We start from the raw sequence: 22,940 nt of genomic DNA, 5'->3' as shown, positions 1-22,940 counted from the left end.
GTGCTCAGGGCAGGGCCGGGGCCGCCTCCCAGGAAGCCGCGACCAGGGAGCGTTCGGCCGCCCTGAGGTAGGCGGCCGCGGCCAGCCAGGCCCAGGCGTAGCCGTCGGGGGCGGGATCGGCCAGCCGTCCGAAGGCGTCGCGCGGGCGGCGGTCGGCCTCGGCGGCGAGGGCCTGGGCCAGCTCCGCCGCAGCGGTGAGACCGGCCCGGCGCAGCGGCCCGTACGGGGCGGCGGACGCGGTGTCCCGGGCGGCCTCGGCGACGGCCCGGCGGCCCCCCGCCACCCCGGTCTCCAGCAGGCGGCGTACGCGCCACAGCGGGGAGTCGGCCAGTGCGTCGGGGGCGGCGGCGGGGGCGGCTGCGCCGGCGGGGGCTTCGGCCCGGGGCGGGAAGTGGCTGCCCTGGAGGCGGTCGTAGCCGAGGTCGGCGCGGCCCAGCCAGTCCGCGGGGAGCCTCAGGGTGTACTCCGCGCCGGGCACCGGGCCCACCGCGAGCGGGCGCAGCGCGGCGGCCCGGTCGAGGTCGGGGCGGCCGAGGACGCGCAGGTGGAGGCCGGGGTGTTCGGCGAGGCGGCGCAGGTTCTCCGTGTGCGGCAGCTCCGGGTGGGGGTGCGCGGGCAGCAGCCGCAACAGGGGCGCGTCCGGCCGGGTCTCGCGGACCAGGACGTGGTCGCCGGACGCCCCGACGACGGTGACCTCGCAGCCCAGCAGCGCGGGGTCGGCCCCCTCGTCCTCCTCGGCCAGCCGGCGGGCCACCACCTCGGCGGCGGGGCGGGCGAAGAGGGCCGCGGCGGGTTCCTCGGTCCAGGGGGTTCCGGGCAGCGGGGTCGCCTTGACGCCGCGTCCGGCGCCGAGCCGGCCCTCCGCGGAGACCGTGGCCCCGGCGATGCGCAGGCCCCCTCGGGCGAGGCCCGCGTGGTCGAGGACGGCTCCGCCGAGGGCGACGGAGGCGGATCCGGCGCCGCGGGCGCGGGCGAGGCCGCCGGGGCGCACGTCCGAGACCGAGTAGCGGGCGTCGTCCGGGCCGAGCAGGTGGGTGACCACTCCCCCGTACCCGGTGGCGGACAGCACGGGCTCCCGGCACAGGCCGTACACGCGCAGGCTGCCGCCCGGGGCGTAGGCGCGCCGGGCGGTGCCGGTCAGCGCCGGGCCGGCGGTTCCGGCGGCCAGCAGCCCGGCGGTGTGCAGGAGTTCGCGGAAAGCCCCGGTGAGGTCGGCCAGCCGGTGGGCCGCCTGGCGTTCCCGGGCGGCGCGCAGGCCCCGTACGACCCGCAGGGCGGCCGCCTCGGCGCGCGGGAGTCCCGCGAGGCGGGCGGTGTGGGCGGCACGCAGCAGTTCGGCCTGGACGACGGCGCCGCCCGCCGTGACCCCCGCGGCGAGGGCTTCGGCGGCGGCCCGCCAGAGCGCCGACGCGGCGCGCAGCTGGGCACCGGTGAGGGCTTCCGCCTCGGCCTCGGCGGCCGGTTCGGCGGGTGACGCGGCCTGTGCGGCCTGCGCGGACGGCTCGGGCCCTGCCGTGGGCGGGTCCTGCGCTACGGGCGCCGGGGCCGGGTCGGCGAGCGGGGCGGCGCCCAGCACCGCGGCCCGGTGCAGGCAGCGCGGCGCCAGCAGACAGCTGCACCCGGCCTGTCCGGCCGCGGTGACCGTGCCGGTGGGGCCGGGCCGCAGCGTGACGAGGGCGTCCTCGCCGAAGCGGACGGTGGTGCTGCCGTCCGCTTCGGCGGTCGCGCCCGCGGCGCAGGCCGCGATGGCGGCGTCCAGCTTCTTGCGCAGGCGCGGGGTGAGGTTCTCGACGGCTTCGGCGAGCACCTCGGGGGCGACGGGCGGCAGGGCGGCGGGCTCGCCGGCGGGAAGGCTCAACGGGGTTCTCCACGGAGGCGGTCGCCCACCCAGCGGGCGAGGGCGAGAGGGCTGAGGGCGGCCACCGGCATGCCCGCGGCGACGAGTTGGCGTGCCACGGGCACCGAGTAGCGGGGGGTGCCCGCGTCGTCGAGCGCGGCGCAGCCCAGCAGGTGGGCACCGGAGGCGGCGAGCGCGCGGACCTCGTCGAGGAGTCCGCCGACGGGCGCGCCCTCCTCGAAGTCGCTGACCACGACGACGAGGGTGCGGCTGGGCACGGTGATCAGGGACCGGGCGTGCGCGAGCCCGGCGGCGATGTGGGTGCCGCCGCCCACCCGGACCTCCAGCAGCAGCGAGAGCGGGTCCTCGACCCGGTCGGTGAGGTCCACCACCTGGGTGGAGAAGGCGAGGAAGTGGGTGGAGAGGGTCGGTACGCCGCCGAGTACGGCCGCGGTGAGCGCCGACCAGATGACCGAGGCCTCCATCGAACCGGACACGTCGACGACGAGGATCAGCCGCCAGTCGGCCTCGCGGCTCGCGCGGGTGCTGAAGACGGGGCGCTCGGGTACGACCACCACGCTGCCGTCGGCTTGCCGCCGGGTGTGCGCGAGGTTGGCGCGCAGGGTCCGGGCCAGGTCGATCCGGCCGCCGGGTCGGCGGGTGGGGCGCGGGGTGGAGAGGCCGGACAGGGCGGGGCGCAGCCGGGTGGCGAGTTCCTTGGCGAGTTCGTCGACCAGCCGCTTGACCAGGGGGCGCAGCCGGGCCAGCCGGCTCTCCGGCAGGCCGCCGGCGAGGGACAGTACGGAGCTCAGCAGTTCCACGGAGGGGCGTACGGACGCGGGGTCGAGCTGGGTCAGTACGTCGGTGCGGCCCGCTTCGGCCGCTCCGGCGAGCACCTCTTCCCGTACGTCCGCGCCGAACAGGGACTCCAGCTCCTCGGACCACTCGCGGGCGGTGGGGAAGGCGGCCTCTTGGCCGCCGCCGGCGCCGCCGCTGCCTCCGTCGAGGCCGGCGGAGCCCTCGCCGCGGCCGGCTCCGTACAGCTCGTCGAGCGCGTGGGCGTACCGGCGGGCTCCGGCGGGGAGCCGGTCGCGCTCGCGGCCGAGGAGCAGCCGCCAGCGGTCGGCGGGGGCGATCCGCGCGGCGTCGGGGGCGGGAGCCGTGGCCGCTTCGGTCTCCGGTCCGGTGTCCGGCAGCGGGGCCGGCGGGACGGCCGGCGCGTCGCTGCCGGGCAGCGGGAGCGACTTCAGGGCGGCGAGCCCGGCGGCGTCGGCCGCGGCCCAGAGGGCGAGCAGGGCGGGCGACGCGTCGAGGGTGAGGTCGGGCCGGTCGCCGAGGCGCTCGGCGACCGTGTCCAGCAGCCGGTCACGGGCGGCCGGGGCGAGGGCGTCGAAGCCGCCGCGCAGGGCCGGGAGCCGGTCCAGGAACTCCTGGTCGCCGAGGTGCTCGACCCGGTCGAGGAGCGGGGTGAGGGCGGCCGGGGAGGACTGGAGGAGCGGTCCGGCGGCGGTCAGCAGTCCGCCGAGGCGGCGGGTCAGCGCGCGCCGCCCGTCCGGGGTGCCCGCGCCGTCGACCCAGCCCGCGGTGCGGTCACCGAGCGCGGCGGCGGGGTCCAGGTCGAGGAGGACCCGTACGGCCAGGGCTGCTCCCTGCATCAGCGGGGAGGCGGCCCTGGCCAGCTCGGCCAGGGCCTCGTCGAGGCGTACGCCGAGGTGGTGGGCGGCGGCCCGGTCGGTGAGGGCCACGAGGGCCGCGGCGTCGGCGGGGTCCTCGCTGCCGGCGAGTCCGGGCAGGCAGCGCACGGCCGCTTCGAGCAGGTCGGCGGTGAGCGCGGTGGCGGTGGCCCGGGACGCGGCGCAGGTGCCCGGGAGGTGTCCGCGGCGCAGGGCCTCCAGGAGGTCGAGGGCGTCGAGGAGTTCGGGCAGGGTCGCGGTCTGCGGGAGGGCGGTGGCCGCCTCGCGGAGGCGTGCGCCGACCAGCTCGGGCAGGTCGCAGCGGGCGGCCGCGGCCAGTCCGGCGAGGATCGCTGCCGGGGTCGGCCCGCCCTCGGCGGCGGCGCGGCGGGCGCTCTCGCGCAGGGTCCCGGCGGCGGCCTGGGCGGCGGTGACCCCGCGGACCCCGGCGAGGTCCAGACGGGCAGGGACCGAAGGGGTCCAGGACAGCCGCCACTTGGTGCCCAGGGCGGCGCCTTCGCCGGTGGCGGCGACGGTCAGGGGCTCGCCGTAGGAGGCTCCGCAGACGAGGAGCCGCTGGAGGAGCACCTCGCGGCGGCCGTCGAGCGGGGAGCGCAGCGGGTCGAGGCGCATCTCGCGGGGGGCGGGGTCCTCGGGGGACGGCAGCCGCAGCTCGGCGAGTTCGGCCTCGACGGAGGGGCCGAGGCCGGAACGGGGCGCGTGCGGGGTGACCCGCCCGCGGGCGGTGCCGACGAACACGGCCTCCAAGGCCCGGGCCAGCGCCCGGCCGCGGCCCAGGGGTTCGCCCTGGCCGAGGACGGTGGTGACGGCTTCCAGGAGCTCTCCGCGTCCGGGCGCGGGCAGGCCGCGCAGGACGGCCAGGTCGCAGGCGAGGCGGAGGGTCTCGGCGGCTTCGCCGGTGCCGGCGGTGTGCCCGGCACGGCGCAGTTCCCGGCACAGCCCGGTGACGGCGACGGAGGCGGCCTCCCGGACCTTCCCGGGATCACCTGCGGCACGCAGCACGGCCTGCTGCCAGAGCGGGTCACGGATCCCGGCGGGGTACCCGGAGCGGGAGTCGAGCAGATCGTAGGAGTACGGCACGAGCGAGGTCACGGCCGAGGCCGAGGCCGCGGGCGCGGGCGCCACCACGGACGGCACCCCGGGCGCAGGTGCGAGCCCGGGCGAAGTCGCGGCCGCAGGCACGGGCGCGGCCCCGGCCGCCATCACGGGCGAGGACTCGGACGGCGCCCCAGACGCGGGCGCGGACGAAGCCCCGGGCGCAGGCCCCGACTCGGGCGCGGCCCCAGGCGAGGTCTCGGCCCTGGGCGAGGTCCCGGGCGAAGTCGCGGCACCGGGCGCCCTCACGGACGAGGACTCAGACGCGGCCCCAGACGCGGGCGCCGACGAAGCCCCGGACGCAGGCCCCGACTCGGACGCGGCCCCAGGCAAGGTCTCGGCCCCGGGCCCAGGCCCAGGCGAGGTCGCGGCACCGGGCGAGGTCGCAGGTGCGGCCTCGGGCGTCGCCGCCGTCTCGGGCAGAGGCGCGGGCGCCGTGACGGAGGGAGGCGCAGACCCGGAGGCGGGCACGGTCGCCGGAACGGCCTCGGGTGCGGACAAGGTCCCGGGCGGAGCCACAGGCCCCTCCCCCCGCCCGTCCCGATCCGCGTTCGGCTCTGCCGGGGTCGGGCGGACGGCGTCGGTGGGCGGGTGGGTCAGGGCAGGGGCGTGGAAGGCGCCGATCACGGCGGCCACGCGGCGGCCCGTGGCGGCCTCGGCGGCGATCACCTCGCGCATGTGCGCCTCGCGGGCGAGGTCCTCGGAGGGGACGGCGGAGTCCTCGCGCAGGGCCCAGCCGACGCCGAGTGCGGCGCGGCGCACGGCTTCCGGGGTGCAGCCGGGTGCCAGGACCTCGACGGCGCGGTCCCACAGGTCGTCCCCGTCGCGCCCGGTGCCCGCCGCGGCGAGGGCGTCCGCGTAGGAGCGGGAGGGGACGACGGGGGCGGAGACGGGGGCGGCCGGCTGCCGGTCGGCGGGGGTCCAGCCCGGGGAGCCCAGGGGGAGGTCGCAGCAGACCACGGACGCGCCGCTGCGCCGGGCCCAGCGGATCGCGGCCAGTTCCGGGGAGAAGTCCGCGAAGGGGTAGAAGGCCAGCCGGCCGCCCGCGCCGGTGCCCGCGAGGGCTACGGGTGCCTCGGTCTCGGGATCGGCGAGGTGCTCCAGCCACGGCTGGAAGTCGGCCGGGAGCTCGACGCAGACCACGTCCGCTCCCGACGCGTCGAGCAGCTGCGGGACCACCGCGGCCAGCGCGGGGCTGTGGTGGCGCACCCCCAGCAGGTACGGCGTGCGCGACGCGGCGAGGGCGTCGACCACGTCGCGCGGGTCCGCCACCGGCGGGCCCGCAGGCGCCCCGGCCCGTGCGGCGGGGATCGGCTTCGTCGGGGTCAACGCAGGCTCCCGCGCAGGTCCCAGAGGCGGCGCCACATGGCCGAACCGTCCTCGGCCCGGCGGCGGACCGGACCGTCCCAGTACCCGAGCAGACGTCCGTGGTCGGCCGGGTCGTCCTTGCGCACCACGCCCAGCAGGTGGCCCGGCAGCAGGTCCAGGACGTCGCCGCCCGGCAGGTACGCGGCCGAGACCCCCAGCGACGCGGCCACCTGCACGGCTTCCGCGGTGGACATGACCGTACCGGGGCGCTCCACGTCCCAGCCCTCGGCCGAGCGGCCCGAGCGCAGGTCCCGGAAGACCGTGACGAGCGCGTCGAGCACGGCGTCGTCGACCCCGAAGGCGGCGCCCGCCCGCTGGACGGCGGCGACCGCCTGGCGGCGGATCAGGGTGGCTTCGGCGTCCGCGTCGGCGATCGGGGCGACGGTCTCGAAGTTGAAGCGGCGCTTGAGGGCGGCGGACATCTCGGAGACACCGCGGTCGCGCAGGTTGGCGGTCGCGATGACGGTGAAGCCGGGGACGGCGGAGACCAGCGCGTCCTCGGTGGCGGTCAGTTCGGGCACGGTGATGCGCCGGTCGGACAGGATCGACACCAGAGCGTCCTGCACCTCGGGCAGGCAGCGGGTGATCTCCTCGACCCGCACGACGCGGCCGGTCCGCATCGCGGAGAGCACCGGGGAGTCGACCAGGGCCTGCGGGGTGGGGCCCTGGGCGAGGAGCAGCGCGTAGTTCCAGCCGTAGCGGAAGGCGTCCTCGGTGGTACCGGCCGTGCCCTGGACGGTGAGGGCGCTGGTGCCGCTCACGGCGGCGGCGAGCAGCTCGGACAGCATCGACTTGGCGGTACCGGGTTCGCCGGTGAGCAGCAGGCCGCGCTCTCCCGCGAGGGTGACCACGCAGCGTTCCACGAGGGCGCGTTCGCCGACGAACTTGGGGGCGATGGCCAGCTTGGCCGGGAGCCCCGCGGTGCGGCGGCCCGGCAGGGCCAGTTCGGCGCCGTCGCTGCCGCAGACGAAGGTGACGACGGCGCGGGGGGTCAGGGCCCAGCCGGGCGGTCGGGGGCCGGGGTCCTGGGCGGCGAGGAAGGCCAGTTCGGCGGCGTACCGCTCCTCGGCGGGGAGCACCTGCCGGGTGGCGGCGGGCTGGTCGGTGACGGTCATGCGGGGTCCTCGGTCCTCGGAGTAAGGGGTGTGCGGGGGGTGTTGCAGGGGGTGTGCAGGAGGCGGGGCCGGACGGGGCGCGGCGCACCCGGGGGTGCGCCGCGGCCCGTTCAGCGGCGGCGTGCGCGGGTGCGCTTGACCTTGAGTTCCTCGAAGCGCGGTACGTCGCCTTCGCGGACCCGCTGCCAGGCCCGGCGGTAGAGGTCCGCGGCCGGTTCCCCGGGCAGCAGCAGGCCGTGCAGGGCAGGACCGTACAGGGCGAGCTTCCACCGCTCGACCGGCAGGGCCGGTGCGGCCATCTCCGCCCATCCGCCGGGCAGGAACAGGGTGCGTCCGGCCCGGGTGCGGCTGGCCGTCACCACCAGCTCGGTGGCGGCCAGTTCGGCACGGGCGGCCTTGAGGCGCGCGGGCTTCCAGCCGGTCCACCGCGCGGTGTTGCGGTCGGTGGGGTCGGGCAGGGCGAGCAGCGCCAGGTACAGGGCGGCCGCGTCGGCGCCGAGGCCGTAGGTGTCGGCGGCCTCCGCCACCAGCTCGGGCACGGAGCGGCTCGGGTCCTGCGGCCACCAGGTGCCGTCCGGGCCGACGGCGCCCGCCGCCGGGGCGCCCGGATCGGCGAGCAGCGCGGCGAACCGCGGGTCGTGGGCGAGCCGCAGGGCGGTCTCGGCCGCGGCGGGCTGCTGGTCGTCCGCGCGCAGGACCCGCAGGTAGGGGTCGGAACCGGTGGAGTCGAGCAGGCAGGTGCGCACGGCGGGGCGGGGCTGGCCGTCGTAGGTGGCCATGATCACCGCGCCGTAGCGTTCGTGGTGCTCGTCGGTCTCGGTCGGTGTGCCCGCCGTCTTGCGGAAGTCGGACAGGCTGGTGAAGTGCCCGATGCTGAGCAGCAGTCCGGGCGCGGCCAGCCGCTGCCGTACCGCCGTCAGCGCGGGCGGCAGGGCGGCGCGTACGGGGTCTCCCGCGGGCAGCCGGTGGGCGAGCCAGGCCGTCATGGCGACGGCTCCGGTCAGCACGGACTCGGTGAAGGGCTCGGTGGCGGGCTCCGCCGGTTCCACGTGGTCGCCCCGGACCGTCCAATCGACGTCCACGGAGAGTGCCCGCGAGGCGGCGGGGTCGAGGACGGCGGGCAGGGCGCGGTGGGCGGACCAGCCGCCGCGCACGGCCCGGGTGGCCTCGGCCAGCAGCCAGTCGGGGACCGGGGTACGGCGTCCCACGTGACGGTTCCACACCTCGGCCGCGGCGGCGGCGTCGGGGCCCTGCGTCCACAGCTGCGCCGGGTCGGCGGGGAGCAGCGCGGCGACCACGGCCCGCCGTACGGCGGTGTCGAGGCCCTTGAGCTCGTCACGGGCCTGGGCCGCGAGGGCGGCCTTGAGTCCGAGGGCGGTGCGCAGTGCGGTGGGCAGGAAGTTGTGCTCGTAGCTGTCGACGTGCGGCAAGCCGGCGAGCACGAGCCGGGACAGGGCCGCGGAGACCCCGGTGAGGCGGGCGAACTCCTCGGCGGCCTCGGGCACGAAGGGCGCCGGGCCGCGGTCTGCGGCCTCCGCGAGGAAGGCTGCCAGCCAGTCGGCGCCGCGCTCCGGGTCGCCCAGCGGGGCGGCACCGCGCAGGGTGTAGGGCTCGGGCACGGTGAAGCGTCCGGTGGGGTCGTGGAGGAGGGCGCCGAACTCGTGCCCGTCGGGGACGGATGCGCTGTGCTCGGTCGTGGCGAGGACGGCGCCGCCGCCGAGCGGCAGGATCCGGCGGAGGTGGAGGTTGTGTCCGGCGCCGTCGGGGGTGTGCAGGTGCTGCTGCTCCAGGTGGAGCAGGACCCGGCGCCAACTGCCCGCGGCGGTCTCGGCGGAGGCGAGGCCCAGGGCGTCGATCGCGCCGAGGAGGCTGACGAGGGCGGTGCGCTGCTCGTCGGTGGTCCCGATGGCGACGGCGCGGTAGGCGACGGCGGCGGGCTGGTCGAGCAGGGGTGTCCAGGGGAGGGCGGAGGAGGGCAGGACGGGCACGTCGAAGTGCAGTCTGCCCGGCACCGCGGCGGCTTCGGTGTGCGCGCGGGCGGCGGCGAGTTCGCGCAGGGTGCGGTGGGCGGCGTCGGTCTCGGCGCCCCAGCGGTAGTAGCCGGAGTCGGTGAGTCCGCGCAGCGCCTCGTCGAGGAGCCGGTCGGTGGGCCCCTGGACGGTCTCCTCGGCGGCAGCGGCGCCGGGGTGGAGCCGGGCCGCGACGCGGTCCAGGGCCTTCTGCTGGGTGAGGGCGAACTGCAGGGCCTCGACGACGCCGCCGACGAGCTGGGGCGTGGTGAGCGCGGGCAGCGCGGCACGCACCAGGCCGGGCAGGTCGGTCGCTCTCTCGGCCGCGGCGGCGGCCTTGAGGAGGGCGCCTGCGGTCTCCCGGTCGGCGGTGCGCAGCGCGGCCGAGCCCTGGGGGTCGCGCGGCCGCAGTGCGTACCAGTGGGAGAGCGGCGGCAGGTCCACGCTGCCGGTGGCGAAGGACACGCTGCGGTGGTCGCCGCCCGACCGGGTGGTGACGACGCCGTCCGGGTCGCTGAGGCTCAGTTCGCGCCAGCGCTGGGACAGGCCGCGCGGCCGGTCGTCGCCGGGGAAGGTGAGCGCGGCGAGGGGTGCTTCGCGGCCCTCGGGGAGGGTGACGGTGCGGCCCGCGGGGTCGGAGCCGGTCCAGCCGTTGCCGGGGAGGCGGACGGCGTACCAGCCGAGGAGGCCGTCGGCGGGGGCGCCGAGGACGGAGCCTTCGACGGTGGGCGCGGGCCGCAGCCAGCTGGTGTGGCCGGCGGCGGTGGTGTCCTCGGGGTGGGCGGTCGACGCGGCGGCGAGGAAGCCGGGCAGGGAGTAGCGGCCGAAGGCGTCGCCGGTGGGGTCGTACTCGCGCCAGCCGCCCTCGTGCTGCTGGTCGCGGCGCTGCCAGACCCAGTACGAGGTTCCGTCGGACAGCAGCGGCCGCTCGTCGGGCAGGCGGGTGTCGCCGCGGTGCAGGACGCCCCCGCCGGTGGTGCGGCCGCCGTCGGGCAGCGGCAGCGAGAGGTGGTCGGAGCGCAGCGACCAGTGGTTGCGGTCGGTGTCCACGGTGAAGACGGTGCCGGGTGCGGAGGCCCAGTAGCCCTGCGTGCCCTGGGTGTTCCACGAGGACCAGAAGACCAGCAGGTCGCCGTCGACGTAGTGGAATCCGTAGCGGTACGCGTTCCCGGTGGGGACGCGCAGGTCGTGCGTGAGGAGGGTGGTGTCGGCGTCGATGACGTGGACGCGGCTCGGGCTGGCGACGATCAGGTACGGCCAGGCCTCGGTGATGGTCAGGTCCTGCCGGTCCCGGGTGGGCGCCAGGTCGGCGAGCGCGCTCTCCCAGGCGGGCCAGGCCAGTTCCTCGAAGAGGCCGCCGCGCAGGGTGCGGGCGAGGGTCTCGCCGAGGTCGGTGGCGGCGGCTGCGGCCACTTCCCGGGGGGCGAGTTCGAGTGCTTCGGAGGGCAGCCAGGTCAGGCGGTGGATGGCGTCGGGGACGCCGGGGAGGCCCACGGCGTTGGAGGACCTGGCGACTTCGCGCATCCACTCGGCCAGCAGCGGCCGTACGCCGGGCGCGGCGGCGGCGCGCCGGACGATCTCGGCGCCGGGCCCGTCGCCGAGGGCGTTCAGGGCCCGGCGCAGGGCGGGGTGGAAGCGTTGGTCGGCGGCCAGGGCCAGCAGGTCCCGGCGCCGGTCGGCCTCGGCCCAGTCGCGGAGGTTGAGCTGGTCGTGCCGGTGGTGCCGCCGGGAGCCGGTGGCGGGTTCCGGGTCGGCGACCGGGATCTGGAGGGTGAGCAGCAGGTCGAGGAGGTCGGCGTCCTCGACGCCCACCTTGAGGCCGGCTTCGCGGCCGGGGCGGTCGAGTTCGGTGCGCAGTTGCTCCGCGCAGCGTTCGACGAGGGTGAGCAGGGCGGGAGGGGTGGGGCGTACGCCCCAGCCGCTGTGGCGGGAGGCGTGGAAGCGTTCGAGCCAGCCCGCGGCGCCGTCGGAGCAGCGCTGGTCGGCGGGGAGTTCCTCGGTGGCCAGTCCTGCGGTGGCGCCGGACTCGTCGAGGATGTCCAGCCACAGGGCGGTGAGTTCGCCGCCGTCGCCGCTGGGCGGGGTGAGTTCCAGGAGGGTGCCGCGGGCGGCGGGCACGCGGCGGGCCAGGGCGGTCAGGGCGCCGCGGTGGGCCTTCCACCATCCGGCCGCTGCGCGCAGGGTGGCGGGCAGGGGCAGCAGTTCGGCGAGGTAGTCCTGTTCGGGTTCGGTGCCCGTCAGGCCGGCGGCGCGGGCGAGGCGGCGCAGTTCGACGGCGGCCTGCGCGGAGGGCGGCAGCCCGCCCGCGGTGCGGCGTACGCACAGGCGGCGGAAGCGGGTGTGGGCCTCGGCGGGGGCCACGCGGAGGGAGAGCTCCTTGCCGTAGCCGGTGAGCACCTTCACCGGGAGGGCGCCGGCCAGGGCGAATTCGAGGAAGACGGCATCGAGGCGGTCCTCGTCGATGCTCAGGCCGTGCTGGGCCTCGCTGGTGCGGGCGCGGCCGAACAGCTGGGCGGCGTAGGTGGTGTTCTCGACGGCGAGGAAGATGCGGGCGGCCTGCTCGTGGAAGACGGGCAGGAAGTGCGGGACGGCCGCGGCGAGCCGTCCGGCGAGTTCGTGGCAGGCGTCGAGGGCGGCCTTGGGCTTGGTCTTGGCCTGGCGGGCGATCCGGTCGAGTTCGGGGACGACCGCGAGGGCGTGGTGGCCGTCCTCGGGGTGGTGCACGAGCACCCACTCGGGGAAGCCGAGCGCCTGGCGCTGGCCGAGGCCGACGACGGGCGGTTCGGCCTCGTCGGGTACGAGTCCGAGGAAGCCCGCGGCAAGGTCTTCGCCGGCGCCGAGTTCGGCGGCGGCGAGCCGGACGACGACGCGGTCGTCGCCGAGGACGGGGTGGCGGTAGGAACGTGCGGTCAGGTCGACGGCGTCGGGTCCGGCGCCGGTGGTCCCGGTCGGCAGGACGGCCCCGGCCTTGAGCAGCAGTGCGGCCTCGCTCGCGCCGGAGCGGCCCGCGTCCGGTCCCGCACCCGTGCCCGCACCCGTGTGCGCCTGCGTCTGCGCCTGTGCCTGCGTCTGGTTGGTGTTCACGCGTTCCCGCCCTCCTCGATCTTGCGCCCGGCGTAGAGCGCCGCGGCCATCCGCATCCCCTCGGACCAGGCCACCGGCCCGACCTCCGCCAGGCGCACCGCCCGGCCGTCCTCGTCGTGCCAGTTCAGGCCGCCGGTGCTCGTCTCGTCCTCGTAGTAGGGCTCGCCGATCCAGACGGCCGCCTCCGTACCGCGGCCGGTGTCGCGGACCTTGCAGGTGGCGTAGCCGCCGGAGACCCGGTAGCCCAGGCCCGTCGCCCGGGCGGCGAGGCCGAAGCGGGTGGGGAAGACGCCGCCCGCGTAGTCGCGGACCTCGGTTGCGGTGGCCGCGAGCCCGGCGGGCTTGTGCCAGGTGGCCCGGTGGATCTGCTCGACCTGCTGCACGATGCCCAGTTCGGCCGCGAAGTCCCGTACGTCGTCCAGGTCGGGCAGGAGCACCGGGTGCGGCAGGGTCACCGTGCGCGGAGAGAGCCGTACGGTCTCGCCGTCGAGGTTGACCACCTTCAGCTCACCCGAGTCGGTCGCGTCCCGCAGGAAGCCCACCTCGTCCGGGTCGTCCCCGACGACGGCCAGGTCGCGCAGGGCGCTGCGCCAGGCCTCGTCCCGCCAGACCCGGGCGAGCAGCGCGGTCGGTACGGGCAGCGAGGACACCATCCAGGTGTCGACCTGCGCGACGCAGGCCGCCGCGTGCCGGTCGAGCCATTCCGAGAGCCGGCGCAGCCGGTCCACCTCGGGATGGTCCTTCAGCGCCTTGGGCAGTGTCTTCAACTGCCGTCCCGCGGACCGGCCGGTGGTCGACCGCGCCGCCACCCGCCCTTCCACGAGGGTGATCTCGTACCCCTCGCCCGCCGCCAGCCATGCCATCAGCCCGTGCCCTCCTCGCCGGTCCTGCCCGGATCCGCGCAGCCGTGACAGGGGGGATCTGACCCCCTGAGCTGCGGTATGCGGGGAGACTAGCGAGAGCCACTGACAATGCCCGACGGAGGGTCATCGTCCGGTTGATTGTCCGGTTCTGGGTAGGCTTCGGGGGTCAGTACGCGGAGCGGGGCCGGCTCGGGGCGGGGTTCATGGGACGTCAGATACAGGTGCACGGTGCGGTTCTGGTGGCGGCCCTGCTGCTGCCGGTGACGGCGGGCTGTTCCCCGTCGGCTCCCGGCGGCGCCGACGCCAAGCCCGACACCTCACGGACGGCGGCCCCTTCGGCCGCACCACCGGGCGCGCCACCGGCCGCTGACGGCAAGCCGGCCGGTACGGACGTACTGCCGGGCATGGTCGACGTGGCCGTGGCCCGCACCCGGCTGGCGGCGCTGAAGGTCGCCCCGGTGGGCACGATGGCGGGCTACAGCCGGGCCAGGTTCACGCACTGGGCCGAGCAGGGCAACAAGTGCGACACGCGCGAGACGGTTCTGCGGCGCGACGGCACCGACGTCACCCAGGACTCCGAGTGCAAGGCCGTGTCCGGCACCTGGAAGAGCCTGTACGACGGCGTGGTCGTCACCGAGGCCTCCAAGATGGACATCGACCACATGGTGCCCCTCGCCGAGGGCTGGCGGTCCGGCGCCGCCGGCTGGGACGCCGCCCGGCGCAAGGCCTTCGCCAACGATCTGACGAACCCCCAGCTGCTCGCCGTCACCGCTTCCTCGAACCGGTCGAAGGGCGACCAGAGCCCCGACCTGTGGCAGCCGCCGGACCGTTCGAGCTGGTGCCAGTACGGCCGGGCCTGGACCACCGTCAAATCCGCCTACGAGCTGACCGTCACCGAGCCGGAGAAGAAGATGCTCACCACGATGCTGGACACCTGCGCCTCATGACCGATCCGGAGGACCGGCACCCGCCGCGACAACAACAGCAACAACAACAGTGGCAGGACCAGGTGCCGGCGGGGCCGGGCGGTGCCATGACCGACGAGGTCGGCGTCATCACCGGCCCGCTCACCCTGCGCACGACGGCGGTGGCGGGCGGCCTGGTCCGCTTCGACGTCCAGTACACCGACGCCGACGAGTGGTACACGCTCACCGGCAGCCCCCTCCCCCACCACGGGGACCCCGCCGCCCTGCACGCGGCCGCCCTCGGCGCGATCCGCGCCGGGCACGCGGCCGAGGCCCCCCGCAGCGGAGCCGTCTGAGGGCTCAGAGGACGGCGATGCCCAGCGGCCTGGAGCCCGCGGGGAGACGGCGGGTGGTGCCCGAGTCGAGGCCGACGACGGTGATGCCGTTCCAGTACCCCTCGCGGGTGTAGCCGCCGGTGACATAGGCGGTGCGCCCGTCCGGGGACACCGCCACGTCCTCATGGGGGCCGTCGAGCGGGATCACCCGCTCCGCGCCGTCCGGGGAACGGACCGTGAGCGAGGGTCCCTTGCCGTCCCCCGGCTGCACCGCTCCCGTGCCGACCACCAGCAGACGGCCGTCCGGGGTGCCCGCCGCGCCGTGCTGATGGGTGTCGGCGGTCATCCGCTCGACCGTGGTCCGCCCGCTCCGCGGGTCGACGACGGCCAGCCGCTCCCCCTCGAAGGGGAGCAGCAGCATGCCGTCGGAGGGCCGCACGACCGCGTAGTGCGGCTTCAGCCAGGACCCGAGTCCGCCCTCCGTGCCGTACGGGGCCACCTCGATCCGGCGCGGCCGCAGCGAGGCGGTCTCCACCACGGTCACGTCGAAGGAGTCGTGGCCGGTGGCATAGACCTCGGAGCCGTCCTTCGAGACGTCCACGTCGAAGGGGCGCCGGCCCACCGGGACCACGGCGCTCACCTCGGCCGTCGCCGTGTCGATGACCTCCAGCACACCGGTGGTCCCGGGCACGTTGACCCCGACGTAGGCGCGCGTCCCGTCGGGCGAGAGCGCGATGCCCATGCCGCCGCCACGGTACTCGCCGTCGGTGACGGGTCCGGTGGCGGTCCGGTAGGGGATCAGGGCCGTGCGCAGGCGGGTGCGGGTGTCGACGACGGCGACGCCCTCGGCCGTGGCCACCCAGGCCCGGCCGTCCGCGCCGACGGCAAGCCCGTACGGCGCCCTGCCCACGGCCACGGAGGCGACCGCACCGCGCTGCGGGTCGACGAAGGTGACCGTGTCGGCGCCGAAGTCGGCGGTCAGGAGGGTGCCGGGCGGGGTCCCCACGGTGGCCGGCAGCGGGGTGGCGGCGGAGGGCGCCGGACCGCCCGCGGCGTCCTGCGGCGCAGGGGTGCAGGCGACGGCCGCCAGCAGCGCCAGTGCGGCGAGCGTCGTACGGGTTCCCGTACCGCGGCGGCTCATCGGCCCGTCCCCCGCTGCGCCGCCGCCTCCCGCAGGAGGAGGGCCATCCCTTCGAAGCCGCGGCGCACGGCGTGCTCGTACGGGGTCACCCCGGCGAGGTCGGCCAGCGCGGGATCGGCGCCGGCCGCGAGCAGCGCCCTGACGATGTCCTCGTGGCGCGGGCCGCCGTCCCCGAGGATCACCGCCTCGAGCAGGGCGGTCCAGCCGAGCCGGTTGACGTGGTCGACGTCGATGTCCGTCTCGTCCAGCACGGCGCGCACGTAGGCGGTGTGCCCGCGTTCGGCGGCCGGGATGAGGGAGATCCCGCCGAAGCGGTTGCGGAGCTTCAGGTCGGGTCCGGCGGGCAGCAGCAGCCGCATCATCCGCACGCTGCCGGTGACTCCGGTGACCAGCCAGGGGCTGTCCTCGCGGGCGTCCTGGGCGTTCGGGTCGGCGCCCGCGGCGAGCAGCAGCGCGGCCACCTCCAGGTGGTCCCCCAGTGCCGCGAGCAGCAGCGGGGTGCGTTCCTGCGCGTCGCGGGCCTCCACGGCGGCGCCCGCGGCGAGCGCCGCGGCCGCCTCGGCCGCGTCGCCGCGCCCGGCGGCGTCGAGGAGCTGTCGGTCGTGCGGGGTCATGGTGTCGTCCCTCTCGGCTCCGGGGCGGGGAGGGAACACGTACGCCCTCCCGCTCCCCCGTCCCATGGTCGCCGCGGGGCGGGCCCTGGCCGGTCCGCCCGCCGGCCGGAGCCCGCGGGCGGACCGGAGGAGGCCCGGGTCATCCGATCGGCCGATGCGCAGGCGCCCGACGGGCGCCGGGATCAGGCCTCGTACTCGGTGAGGTCGATGCTGTGGATCTGCAGGAGGTGGCCCTGCCCGGGGTAGGTGGTGTCGCGCTCCAGGACCATGCCGAGCTTGCGGATGACGTTCTCGGACTCGTCGTTGCCCGCCCGGTTGATCGCGACGACCCGGTCCAGTCCCCGGTCCTGGAGGGCGAACTCCAAGGTGGCCTGGGCCGCCTCGGAGGCGTAGCCCTGGCCCCAGTACTGGCGGCCGAGCCGCCAGATGATCTCGACGTTCGGGTACACCTCGGGCAGGTAGTCGGGCATCGAGAGGCCCACGGCGCCGATCAGCTCGCCGGATCCGAGGAGCTCGACGGCGAAGACGCCGAAGCCCTCCTCGTCCCACTCCTCCTCCCAGCGCTCGATGTCCTCGGCCGTCTCGTCCAGGTCGTGGACCGAGCCGTCGCCGATCCACCGCATCACTTCGGGGTCCCCGTTGATCTCGGACAAGGGGACGAGGTCGTCTTCGTGCCAGCGGCGGAGCATGAGGCGGGGGGTGAGGATCTCGGTCATGCGGCCCATCCTGCCGAACACCGGTGCGCAGCGGTAATCGGGCCCCGCATTGCCGTGGTGTTGCGGGTTTGTGGCCATCGTCGCGGACGGCTTCCGGTGGCCCGCGTCAGGCCCCTACGGTCCGTCGGACACCACGACCGAGGAGTGCGCCCCATGCCCGCCGACCTGTCGGACGAGAGCCAGTACGACCGTGCCCGCCTGCGCCAGTGGGCGCGCGGGCGTGCCCGCTCCGCCGGGGTGGACCGCCGTGACCTGCTCAGGCTGTTCGCGGCGGGCGCCGCCGCCGGGGCGGTGGGGCTGGGCGCCGCCGCACCGGCCGCTGCGGCGGGCGCGGCTGCGGGCGCTGCCGCGGCGCCGGGCACGGTGAAGCCGCTGCCGCCGGAGCTGTTCACCCTGCGGGGGACGAACGCGGAGACCAATTTCGCGGCGCTGCGCGGCACGGGTCCGCTCACCCCGGTGGACCGGTTCTTCGTGCGGAACCACACGGTCACCCCGCGGATCGCGGCGGACGGCTGGCGGCTGCGGGTGTGGGGCGACGCCCTGGCGGGCGGCCCGGTGGAGTTCTCGTACGACCGGCTGCGGTCCTTCCCGGCCGTGGAGCGGACGCTGTTCATCGAGTGCGCGGGCAACGGCCGGAGCTTCTACACCACGCAGCAGGGCCAGCAGGTGAGCGGCACCGCGTGGACCCTCGGCGCGATCGGTGTGGCGCGGTGGCGCGGTGTGCGGCTCTCGGACGTGCTGCGGCGGGCGGGGGTGACCCGCCGGGCGGTGGACGTGCTGCCGCGGGGCCTGGACGACGAGGTCGTGACGAACGGGGTGAACCTGGGGCGGGTGCGGCGTCCGCTTCCCGCGTCGAAGGCGCTGGACGACGTGATCCTGGCGTACGAGATGAACGGGGAGCCGCTGCCGCCGGACCACGGTGGTCCGGTGCGGGTGGTCGTGCCGGACTGGATCGGGATCTCCTCCGTCAAGTGGGTCGGGGACATCGAGGTCAGCGGGCAGCCCCTGTACACGCCGTGGAACACCGACCTGTACCGGCTGTTCGGTCCGGACCAGCCGGCGCAGGGCAGTGCACCGCTGACCCGGCAGACCCTCAAGAGCGCCTTCGAACTGGAGCTGGGGGCGACCGTTCCCGTGCACCGTGCGCGGCTGCTGACCGGGCGGTCCTGGTCGGGGGCGGCGCCCGTGCACCGGGTGGAGGTCAGCACCGACGGCGGGGCGCGGTGGCAGCGGGCCCGGCTGCACGACGCCCCTCGCCGGGGCAGCTGGGTGCGCTGGTCGGTGCCGTGGACCCCGCGGACCACGGGGACCACCGCCCTGCTGGCGCGGGCCACCGACGCCACCGGGCGGACGCAGCCGCAGACGACCGCCCACAACACGCAGGGCTACCTCTTCGACGCGGTGGTGCGCCACCCGGTGACGGTGGTCTGAGCGGCGGCGCGGCTCAGGGGGTGTGGAAGCGGACCTCGGGGGCGTCGGCTGCCGGGCCGTCGAGGAGGGGCTGGGCCTTGCCCTTGAGGTGCTGGTCGAAGAAGGCGGCCACGTAACGCCGGGTCAGCTCGACGGAGCGGGCGCCGGGGAGCGGCGCATCGGGGTCGGGCAGGCCCAGCTGCTCGGCGATGGCCGGGAAGTCGCTGAAGGTGAAGTGGCCGGAGCCGTCGAAGGTGATCCAGCGCTTCCAGCCGTCGAGCAGGGGCCAGTCCCGGTCCCAGCTGGGGTTGCCGCCGGGGGCCCCGTCCTGCGCGCCGAGGATGAGGAAGGGGCGTCCGCCGAGTCCGGTCGCGGGGACGGGTGTCGCGAAGGCGCCGTCCATGTTGATCCCGGCGCGGATCCTCGGGTCGGTGGCCATGGCGGCGACCGCCGAGGCCCCGCCGATGGAGTGGCCGGCCATGGCGATGCGGTTCCTGTCGATGAGTCCGGCGTGCTGCCAGGCGGGGGCGCGTCCGGTGAGGCGGTCCAGGAGGAAGGACACGTCGCGGGCGCGTGTGTCGCTGACCGCCTGCATGCCCGCCGGGCCGCCGACGCGTTCGCAGGCCAGGCACTGGAGCACACGTCCGCCGGGGAAGGCGGTCCCGGCGCTCTCGTAGGCGTGGTCGACGGCGGCGACCACGTAGCCGCGCGAGGCGAGGTCCTCGGCGAGGGCGGTCAGGGTGGCGCGGGGGACGGTGAAGCCGGGTGACAGGACGATCAGCGGGTAGCGGCCTGCGAGGGGGCGGGCGCCGGAGCGGGAGTGGGCCGCCGTGCCGGCCAGGGTCTCGGCGGGGATGACCTGGTCGAGGTCCTTGTCCTCCAGCAGCAGGCGGGCCTCCTCACGGGTGAGGTAGCGCACCGGCCCGCCGGTCCCGGGGCGTGCCGGGTAGCGCAGGGTGACCATGAGCTCGCGCGGGCCGGTTCCCGCCCAGGGGTCGGTCCGGCTGCAGTCCACGAGGTGGAGCGTCTCCTGGCCGACGGAGAGGCGTCCGGTGGGGCGAGGGAGTTCCACGGTGGTGCGGCGGCTCTCGGCGGCGGACGGGGCACCGGCGGCGGACGCGGGGTCCGCGGCGGCGGTGGATCCGGTGGCGGTGGAAGCGGCGGCCGTGGAAGCGGCGGCGAGCGGGAGCAGCAGTGCGGCTAACGCTGCGGCAGTGACGGTGACGGTGACGGTGCGGCGTCTGTTCATGTGTCGAACCTACTGATCGGATACCTGCCGGTTCGTCACCTCACAGGAGGACGAGGGCCTCCCCCTCGGGGCGGGGGCCGATCACTCCGAAGTCGTAGTGCCCTGCGGTCCGGTGACGCTGATGGCGTCGAGTTTCGCGCGCAGGTAGGTGTGGGAGTCCACCGGTTCGTGCACCACGCGGCCGAGGGGCGCCGGCAGGGACTCCACCCGGGTGTGCGGGTCGCATTCGTAGAAGTACACCAGCGAGATCAGTTCCTCGGCCGGTGCGTCGGCGGGCGGCGGCAGCACCCGGTGGCGCCCGGCGCGCCAGCGGTCGCCCGTCCAGCGGGCCAGCAGGTCGCCGATGTTCACGGTGAGCGCGGCCGGGTCGTACGGGGCGTCCTGCCAGCCCTCCGCCTCGGTGTGGATCTGGAGGCCGCCCGCGCCGAGCTGCCGGTCGAGGACGGTGACGGTGCCGAAGTCGGTGTGGGCGCCGATGCGGAACTGGCCGGGCAGGGGCGGGCCGACGACCTCGGTGCCCGGGTACCAGTTGACGTTGAATCCCCAGGTGGGGTGGGTGGTGTGGCGGGTGAAGTGGTTCCCGTCGAGGCCGAGGGCGGTGGCCAGGAGCTCCAGCAGCTCGTCGGAGAGGGCCCGCATCAGGGACAGGTACTCGGTGACCAGGGGCCGCAGCGACGGCGCCTCGGCGGGCCAGGTGTTGGGGCGGAACCACTCCTGGTCCACGGACGGGTCCCCGGTGGGGTCGTCCGCGGCCCAGGACCAGGACTCCTTGAGGTCGGGAGGAGATGCGGCGCCCTCCGCGTAGCTGTTGGCCTCCGCCCCGGGGCCCAGCCAGCCCCGGTCACCGACGGTGACCGCGTACGGTTCCTTCGCGCGGGCCGGCAGGCGGAAGAAGCCGCCCGCCTCCTCCCGGATCCGGGCGGGCAGCGCCGGGTCCACGCCGTGCCCGGTGACCAGCAGGAATCCGGCCGCCTGCAGGGCCTCGTCGACGCGGGAGGCCGTACGGGCACGGGCCCGGGCGTCGCCGGAGCGCCACGGGCCGAGGTCGATCACGGGAACCTGCGTGCTCACCATGCGGGACCTGCCTTCCGAGCGTGATCCGGGCGTCCGGGGACGAGGTTAGCGCCGTGCGGGGACGGTCGGGGAGGGCGCCCCGGCGTGTCCCGGCGCCGCCGGGGCGGTCGTGATCCGTCCCGAAAGGGACCAGAATGAGACGGAGGGCTCACGGAGGGACGACTCGTGGTGGAGATTTCGACCAGGGAGGTCTTCGGGGCCCCGTGCTGGGTGAGTCTGATGGCCCGCGATCTCGGGACGGCGCAGCAGTTCTACGGCGCCGTCGTGGGATGGCGGTTCCGGCGGGGCCGTCTCGGCGAGTCCTTCTCCGTGGCCGAGCTCGACGGGGTGCCGGTGGCGGGCATCGGGGCGCTGGCGGCGGATCTGGGGGTCGCGGTGGCCTGGACCCCGTACTTCGCCGTCGACGACGCCGATGCGGCGGTGGACCGCATCCGGGAACGCACCGGCACGATCGCCGTCGGCCCGGTCTCCTTCCCCTCCGGCGGGCGTGCGGCGCTGGTCGCCGACCCCGACGGGGCGGTCTTCGGGATCTGGGAGGGCGCGGTGTCCGCGGACTGGCGGGTGGGCCGGGGTCCGGCGCCCGCCTGGCTGGAGCTGCGGACCAGGAACGCCTTCGACTCGGCGATCTTCTACGGGGCGGTGCTGGAGTGGGCCACCGGCCGGACGGGCTGCTGCGAGGTCTCGTACGAGGAGGACCAGGTCGTGCTGCGGCAGGCCGGGGAGCCCGTCGCCCGCCTCAACAGCGGCCCCGTGGAGCTCGCCGGTTACGCGGCGCACACGCGGCCCCGCTGGCACGTCCACTTCCGCGTGCCGAGGCTGCGGCCCGCGGTGGAGGCGGCCCTGGCACTGGGCGGGCGCACCGTGTCGGACGTGACGTGGAACGCCACGGAACGGTGGGTGGCGCTGCGGGACGCGGACGGGGCGCTGTTCACCCTCACCACGTCCTTGAAGGAGGGACCGGCGGAGTGGGCCGGAGAAGGTCCCGGTCAGAGCGGTCCTGATCAGGGTGGCTCCGGTCAGGGTGGCTCCGGTCAGGGCGTTTCCGGGATGAACGGCAGGTAGTCCTCCCCCGGGGGCGAGGGGATCACCGTGTAACTGGCCTCGGGAAGTTCGTTCCACACCCCGTGCAGGTCCCCGAGGGGCTCGGAGACCACGAGCCGGGTGGCGTCGGAGACCTCGTTGAGGAATTCCAGCTCCAGCTCCGGGTGGAGGTGACGCACGGTCTCGGCCGCGCTGCTGTAGTACAGCGACCGGGACTGCCCCTGGGTGGAGTACCGGAAGGCCCACAGCCGTACGCCGTCGCTCACGGCCACGGTCATCTGGAGCGGGTCCGCCACACCGTGCTCCTTGCCCACGCGCTCCACCAGGCCCGCCATCCGGGCCACCGCACCGGGGACGTCCTGGTCGAGGCCGTAGGTGACCGCCAGGTAGAACATCACCTCGGAGTCCGTGGAGCCTTCGATCGAGGAGAAGAGCGCGGGATCGACGGCCATGCAGAGGTCGCGCTGCAGGCGCTGGAAGTCCTGGATGGCCCCGTTGTGCATCCACAGCCAGCGGCCGTGCCGGAAGGGGTGGCAGTTGGTCTGCTGGATCGCCGAGCCCGTGGAAGCGCGGACGTGCGCGAAGAACAGCGGGGAGCGGACGTGTGCGGCGAGTTCGCGCAGGTTCCGGTTGTTCCAGGCCGGGGCGATGTCGCGGAAGACCGCGGGCGTGCCGTCCCCGCCGCCGTCGGCGCTGTACCACCCGATGCCGAAGCCGTCTCCGTTGGTGGACTCGACGCCGAGCCGGGCGTGCAGGCTCTGGTTGATGAGGGAGTGCTCCGGCCGGTAGAGCACGGCGTCGAGCACCATGGGGGAACCCGAGTAGGCGAGCCAGCGACACATGGACACCATCCCCTTTTCCGGCTGGTCCGAGCCTAAACCCGGGGCCGGGGCGAAGGCGCGGCTGGTGGTGCTGCTGATCGGCCGGACGGCCCTACGGGTGGCGCTCTTCCGTGCGCGGGCGCCCACGGCGGCCATCAGATCGCCGCTCGCACGGTACCCCTGACGCTGTTCGAAGGCCCCGTTGCCACGCTGGACCGGTGCTGCAGCCCGACCCGCCTTCACGGACTGTCACATCGCAAGGGCTGCGCATCACGCTCGGTGACTTCTCGAGATGCGGGCCCGCGGTCCTGCTGATTCGCTGGATCCGCCCGCTCTCCCTTACGGATCCTAGGAGTGATCATGAGCGTTGCAGGCGGTTCGCAGGGCCGGTCCCAGCAGTTGCGCAGCAAGGCCAAGGAACTGAACGAGGCCGCCGAGCGCGCCACCGACCCGGAGGAGAGCCGGCGGCTGCGGGACAAGGCCCGCCGCCTCCAGGAGCAGAGCGAGAAGGAGTCGGGCATGGACGACCGGGGCATGGACCCCATGTAGCACCCGTCTCCGCCCGGTTC

General features: G+C 76.0%; 16 protein-coding genes. 5 read left to right on the top strand and 11 right to left on the bottom strand.

Annotation, left to right across the window (positions count from 1 at the left end):
- Positions 1–4 precede the first annotated feature (4 nt).
- The 5 genes from IO30_RS0107400 to IO30_RS0107380 form a co-directional block, all read right to left on the bottom strand.
- A complete protein-coding gene (locus tag IO30_RS0107400) occupies positions 5–1,858 on the bottom strand; it encodes an SWIM zinc finger family protein (RefSeq protein ID WP_031140502.1) in 1,854 nt (617 codons plus the stop codon).
- Entirely contained in the window at positions 1,855–5,898 is a 4,044-nt protein-coding gene (locus IO30_RS0107395; protein WP_031140501.1) for a DUF5682 family protein, read from the bottom strand. The genes IO30_RS0107400 and IO30_RS0107395 overlap by 4 nt, the downstream gene beginning before the upstream one ends.
- 53 nt (positions 5,899–5,951) lie before the next feature.
- Positions 5,952–7,109 carry an ATP-binding protein gene (locus IO30_RS0107390; RefSeq protein WP_031140499.1) on the bottom strand — a complete coding sequence of 386 codons (1,158 nt, stop codon included), beginning with the start codon at positions 7,107–7,109 and terminating at the stop codon, positions 5,952–5,954.
- A 110-nt stretch (positions 7,110–7,219) separates the two neighbouring features.
- Positions 7,220–12,202, bottom strand: a complete 4,983-nt coding sequence (locus IO30_RS0107385) for a DNA-binding protein (protein WP_373316446.1) — start codon at positions 12,200–12,202, stop codon at positions 7,220–7,222.
- On the bottom strand, positions 12,199–13,065 hold the full coding sequence (locus tag IO30_RS0107380; protein ID WP_031140495.1) for a DUF4132 domain-containing protein: 867 nt from the start codon (positions 13,063–13,065) through the stop codon (positions 12,199–12,201). The genes IO30_RS0107385 and IO30_RS0107380 overlap by 4 nt, the downstream gene beginning before the upstream one ends.
- Before the next feature lie 203 nt (positions 13,066–13,268).
- Here IO30_RS0107380 and IO30_RS0107375 point away from each other — a divergent pair, with 203 nt between their 5' ends.
- Together IO30_RS0107375 and IO30_RS40200 are read left to right on the top strand one after the other, a co-directional pair.
- Positions 13,269–14,012, top strand: a complete 744-nt coding sequence (locus IO30_RS0107375) for an HNH endonuclease family protein (RefSeq protein WP_078903781.1) — start codon at positions 13,269–13,271, stop codon at positions 14,010–14,012.
- Positions 14,009–14,326: a hypothetical protein gene (locus IO30_RS40200; protein ID WP_037893279.1), complete on the top strand. Its 318-nt coding sequence runs from the start codon at positions 14,009–14,011 to the stop codon at positions 14,324–14,326. The genes IO30_RS0107375 and IO30_RS40200 overlap by 4 nt, the downstream gene beginning before the upstream one ends.
- Before the next feature lie 4 nt (positions 14,327–14,330).
- On the opposite strand, the gene IO30_RS0107365 is transcribed toward IO30_RS40200, so the two are convergent.
- The 3 genes from IO30_RS0107365 to IO30_RS0107355 all read right to left on the bottom strand — a co-directional run bounded on the left by IO30_RS0107365 (position 14,331) and on the right by IO30_RS0107355 (position 16,776).
- On the bottom strand, positions 14,331–15,446 hold the full coding sequence (locus IO30_RS0107365; protein WP_031140490.1) for a YncE family protein: 1,116 nt from the start codon (positions 15,444–15,446) through the stop codon (positions 14,331–14,333).
- On the bottom strand, positions 15,443–16,060 hold the full coding sequence (locus tag IO30_RS0107360; RefSeq protein WP_031140488.1) for an ankyrin repeat domain-containing protein: 618 nt from the start codon (positions 16,058–16,060) through the stop codon (positions 15,443–15,445). The genes IO30_RS0107365 and IO30_RS0107360 overlap by 4 nt, the downstream gene beginning before the upstream one ends.
- Positions 16,061–16,242: 182 nt before the next feature.
- The gene (locus IO30_RS0107355) at positions 16,243–16,776 is read right to left on the bottom strand and encodes a GNAT family N-acetyltransferase (RefSeq protein WP_031140486.1); all 534 of its coding nucleotides are present in this window, start codon (positions 16,774–16,776) and stop codon (positions 16,243–16,245) included.
- Between the two features lie 153 nt (positions 16,777–16,929).
- Here IO30_RS0107355 and IO30_RS0107350 point away from each other — a divergent pair, with 153 nt between their 5' ends.
- On the top strand, positions 16,930–18,207 hold the full coding sequence (locus tag IO30_RS0107350) for a sulfite oxidase (protein ID WP_031140484.1): 1,278 nt from the start codon (positions 16,930–16,932) through the stop codon (positions 18,205–18,207).
- Positions 18,208–18,220: 13 nt separating this feature from the next.
- On the opposite strand, the gene IO30_RS0107345 is transcribed toward IO30_RS0107350, so the two are convergent.
- Entirely contained in the window at positions 18,221–19,435 is a 1,215-nt protein-coding gene (locus IO30_RS0107345; protein ID WP_051901992.1) for an alpha/beta hydrolase family protein, read from the bottom strand.
- 81 nt (positions 19,436–19,516) lie between these two features.
- Positions 19,517–20,509, bottom strand: a complete 993-nt coding sequence (locus IO30_RS0107340; RefSeq protein WP_031140480.1) for an isopenicillin N synthase family dioxygenase — start codon at positions 20,507–20,509, stop codon at positions 19,517–19,519.
- A gap of 219 nt (positions 20,510–20,728) precedes the next feature.
- Between IO30_RS0107340 and IO30_RS0107335 the strand changes: the two genes are divergently transcribed.
- Positions 20,729–21,571: a VOC family protein gene (locus tag IO30_RS0107335; RefSeq protein WP_157853143.1), complete on the top strand. Its 843-nt coding sequence runs from the start codon at positions 20,729–20,731 to the stop codon at positions 21,569–21,571.
- Here the strand turns inward: IO30_RS0107335 and IO30_RS0107330 are convergent.
- On the bottom strand, positions 21,541–22,392 hold the full coding sequence (locus tag IO30_RS0107330) for a class II glutamine amidotransferase (RefSeq protein WP_031140476.1): 852 nt from the start codon (positions 22,390–22,392) through the stop codon (positions 21,541–21,543). The two genes, IO30_RS0107335 and IO30_RS0107330, sit on opposite strands and share 31 nt — an antisense overlap.
- A gap of 339 nt (positions 22,393–22,731) precedes the next feature.
- Here IO30_RS0107330 and IO30_RS0107325 point away from each other — a divergent pair, with 339 nt between their 5' ends.
- Positions 22,732–22,920 (top strand): DUF6381 family protein, encoded by a 189-nt coding sequence (locus tag IO30_RS0107325; protein WP_031140474.1) that lies wholly within the window; start codon positions 22,732–22,734, stop codon positions 22,918–22,920.
- Positions 22,921–22,940: the final 20 nt, after the last annotated feature.

The organism is Streptomyces xanthophaeus, from assembly GCF_000725805.1.
Lineage (GTDB): Bacteria > Actinomycetota > Actinomycetes > Streptomycetales > Streptomycetaceae > Streptomyces > Streptomyces xanthophaeus.
The sequence above is the reverse complement of the archived record's forward strand: the minus strand, read 5'-3'. Positions and strand labels throughout refer to the sequence as shown.

Bases quoted from the DNA above. Each gene is read 5' to 3' on its own strand.
- IO30_RS40200 (WP_037893279.1), top strand. From the start codon at position 14,009: ATGACCGATCCGGAGGACCGGCACCCGCCGCGACAACAACAGCAACAA.
- IO30_RS0107340 (WP_031140480.1), bottom strand. From the start codon at position 20,509: ATGGTGAGCACGCAGGTTCCCGTGATCGACCTCGGCCCGTGGCGCTCC.
- IO30_RS0107355 (WP_031140486.1), bottom strand. From the start codon at position 16,776: ATGACCGAGATCCTCACCCCCCGCCTCATGCTCCGCCGCTGGCACGAA.
- IO30_RS0107365 (WP_031140490.1), bottom strand. From the start codon at position 15,446: ATGAGCCGCCGCGGTACGGGAACCCGTACGACGCTCGCCGCACTGGCG.
- IO30_RS0107375 (WP_078903781.1), top strand. From the start codon at position 13,269: ATGGGACGTCAGATACAGGTGCACGGTGCGGTTCTGGTGGCGGCCCTG.
- IO30_RS0107350 (WP_031140484.1), top strand. From the start codon at position 16,930: ATGCCCGCCGACCTGTCGGACGAGAGCCAGTACGACCGTGCCCGCCTG.
- IO30_RS0107335 (WP_157853143.1), top strand. From the start codon at position 20,729: ATGGCCCGCGATCTCGGGACGGCGCAGCAGTTCTACGGCGCCGTCGTG.
- IO30_RS0107325 (WP_031140474.1), top strand. From the start codon at position 22,732: ATGAGCGTTGCAGGCGGTTCGCAGGGCCGGTCCCAGCAGTTGCGCAGC.
- IO30_RS0107380 (WP_031140495.1), bottom strand. From the start codon at position 13,065: ATGGCATGGCTGGCGGCGGGCGAGGGGTACGAGATCACCCTCGTGGAA.
- IO30_RS0107330 (WP_031140476.1), bottom strand. From the start codon at position 22,392: ATGTGTCGCTGGCTCGCCTACTCGGGTTCCCCCATGGTGCTCGACGCC.
- IO30_RS0107360 (WP_031140488.1), bottom strand. From the start codon at position 16,060: ATGACCCCGCACGACCGACAGCTCCTCGACGCCGCCGGGCGCGGCGAC.
- IO30_RS0107345 (WP_051901992.1), bottom strand. From the start codon at position 19,435: ATGAACAGACGCCGCACCGTCACCGTCACCGTCACTGCCGCAGCGTTA.
- IO30_RS0107390 (WP_031140499.1), bottom strand. From the start codon at position 7,109: ATGACCGTCACCGACCAGCCCGCCGCCACCCGGCAGGTGCTCCCCGCC.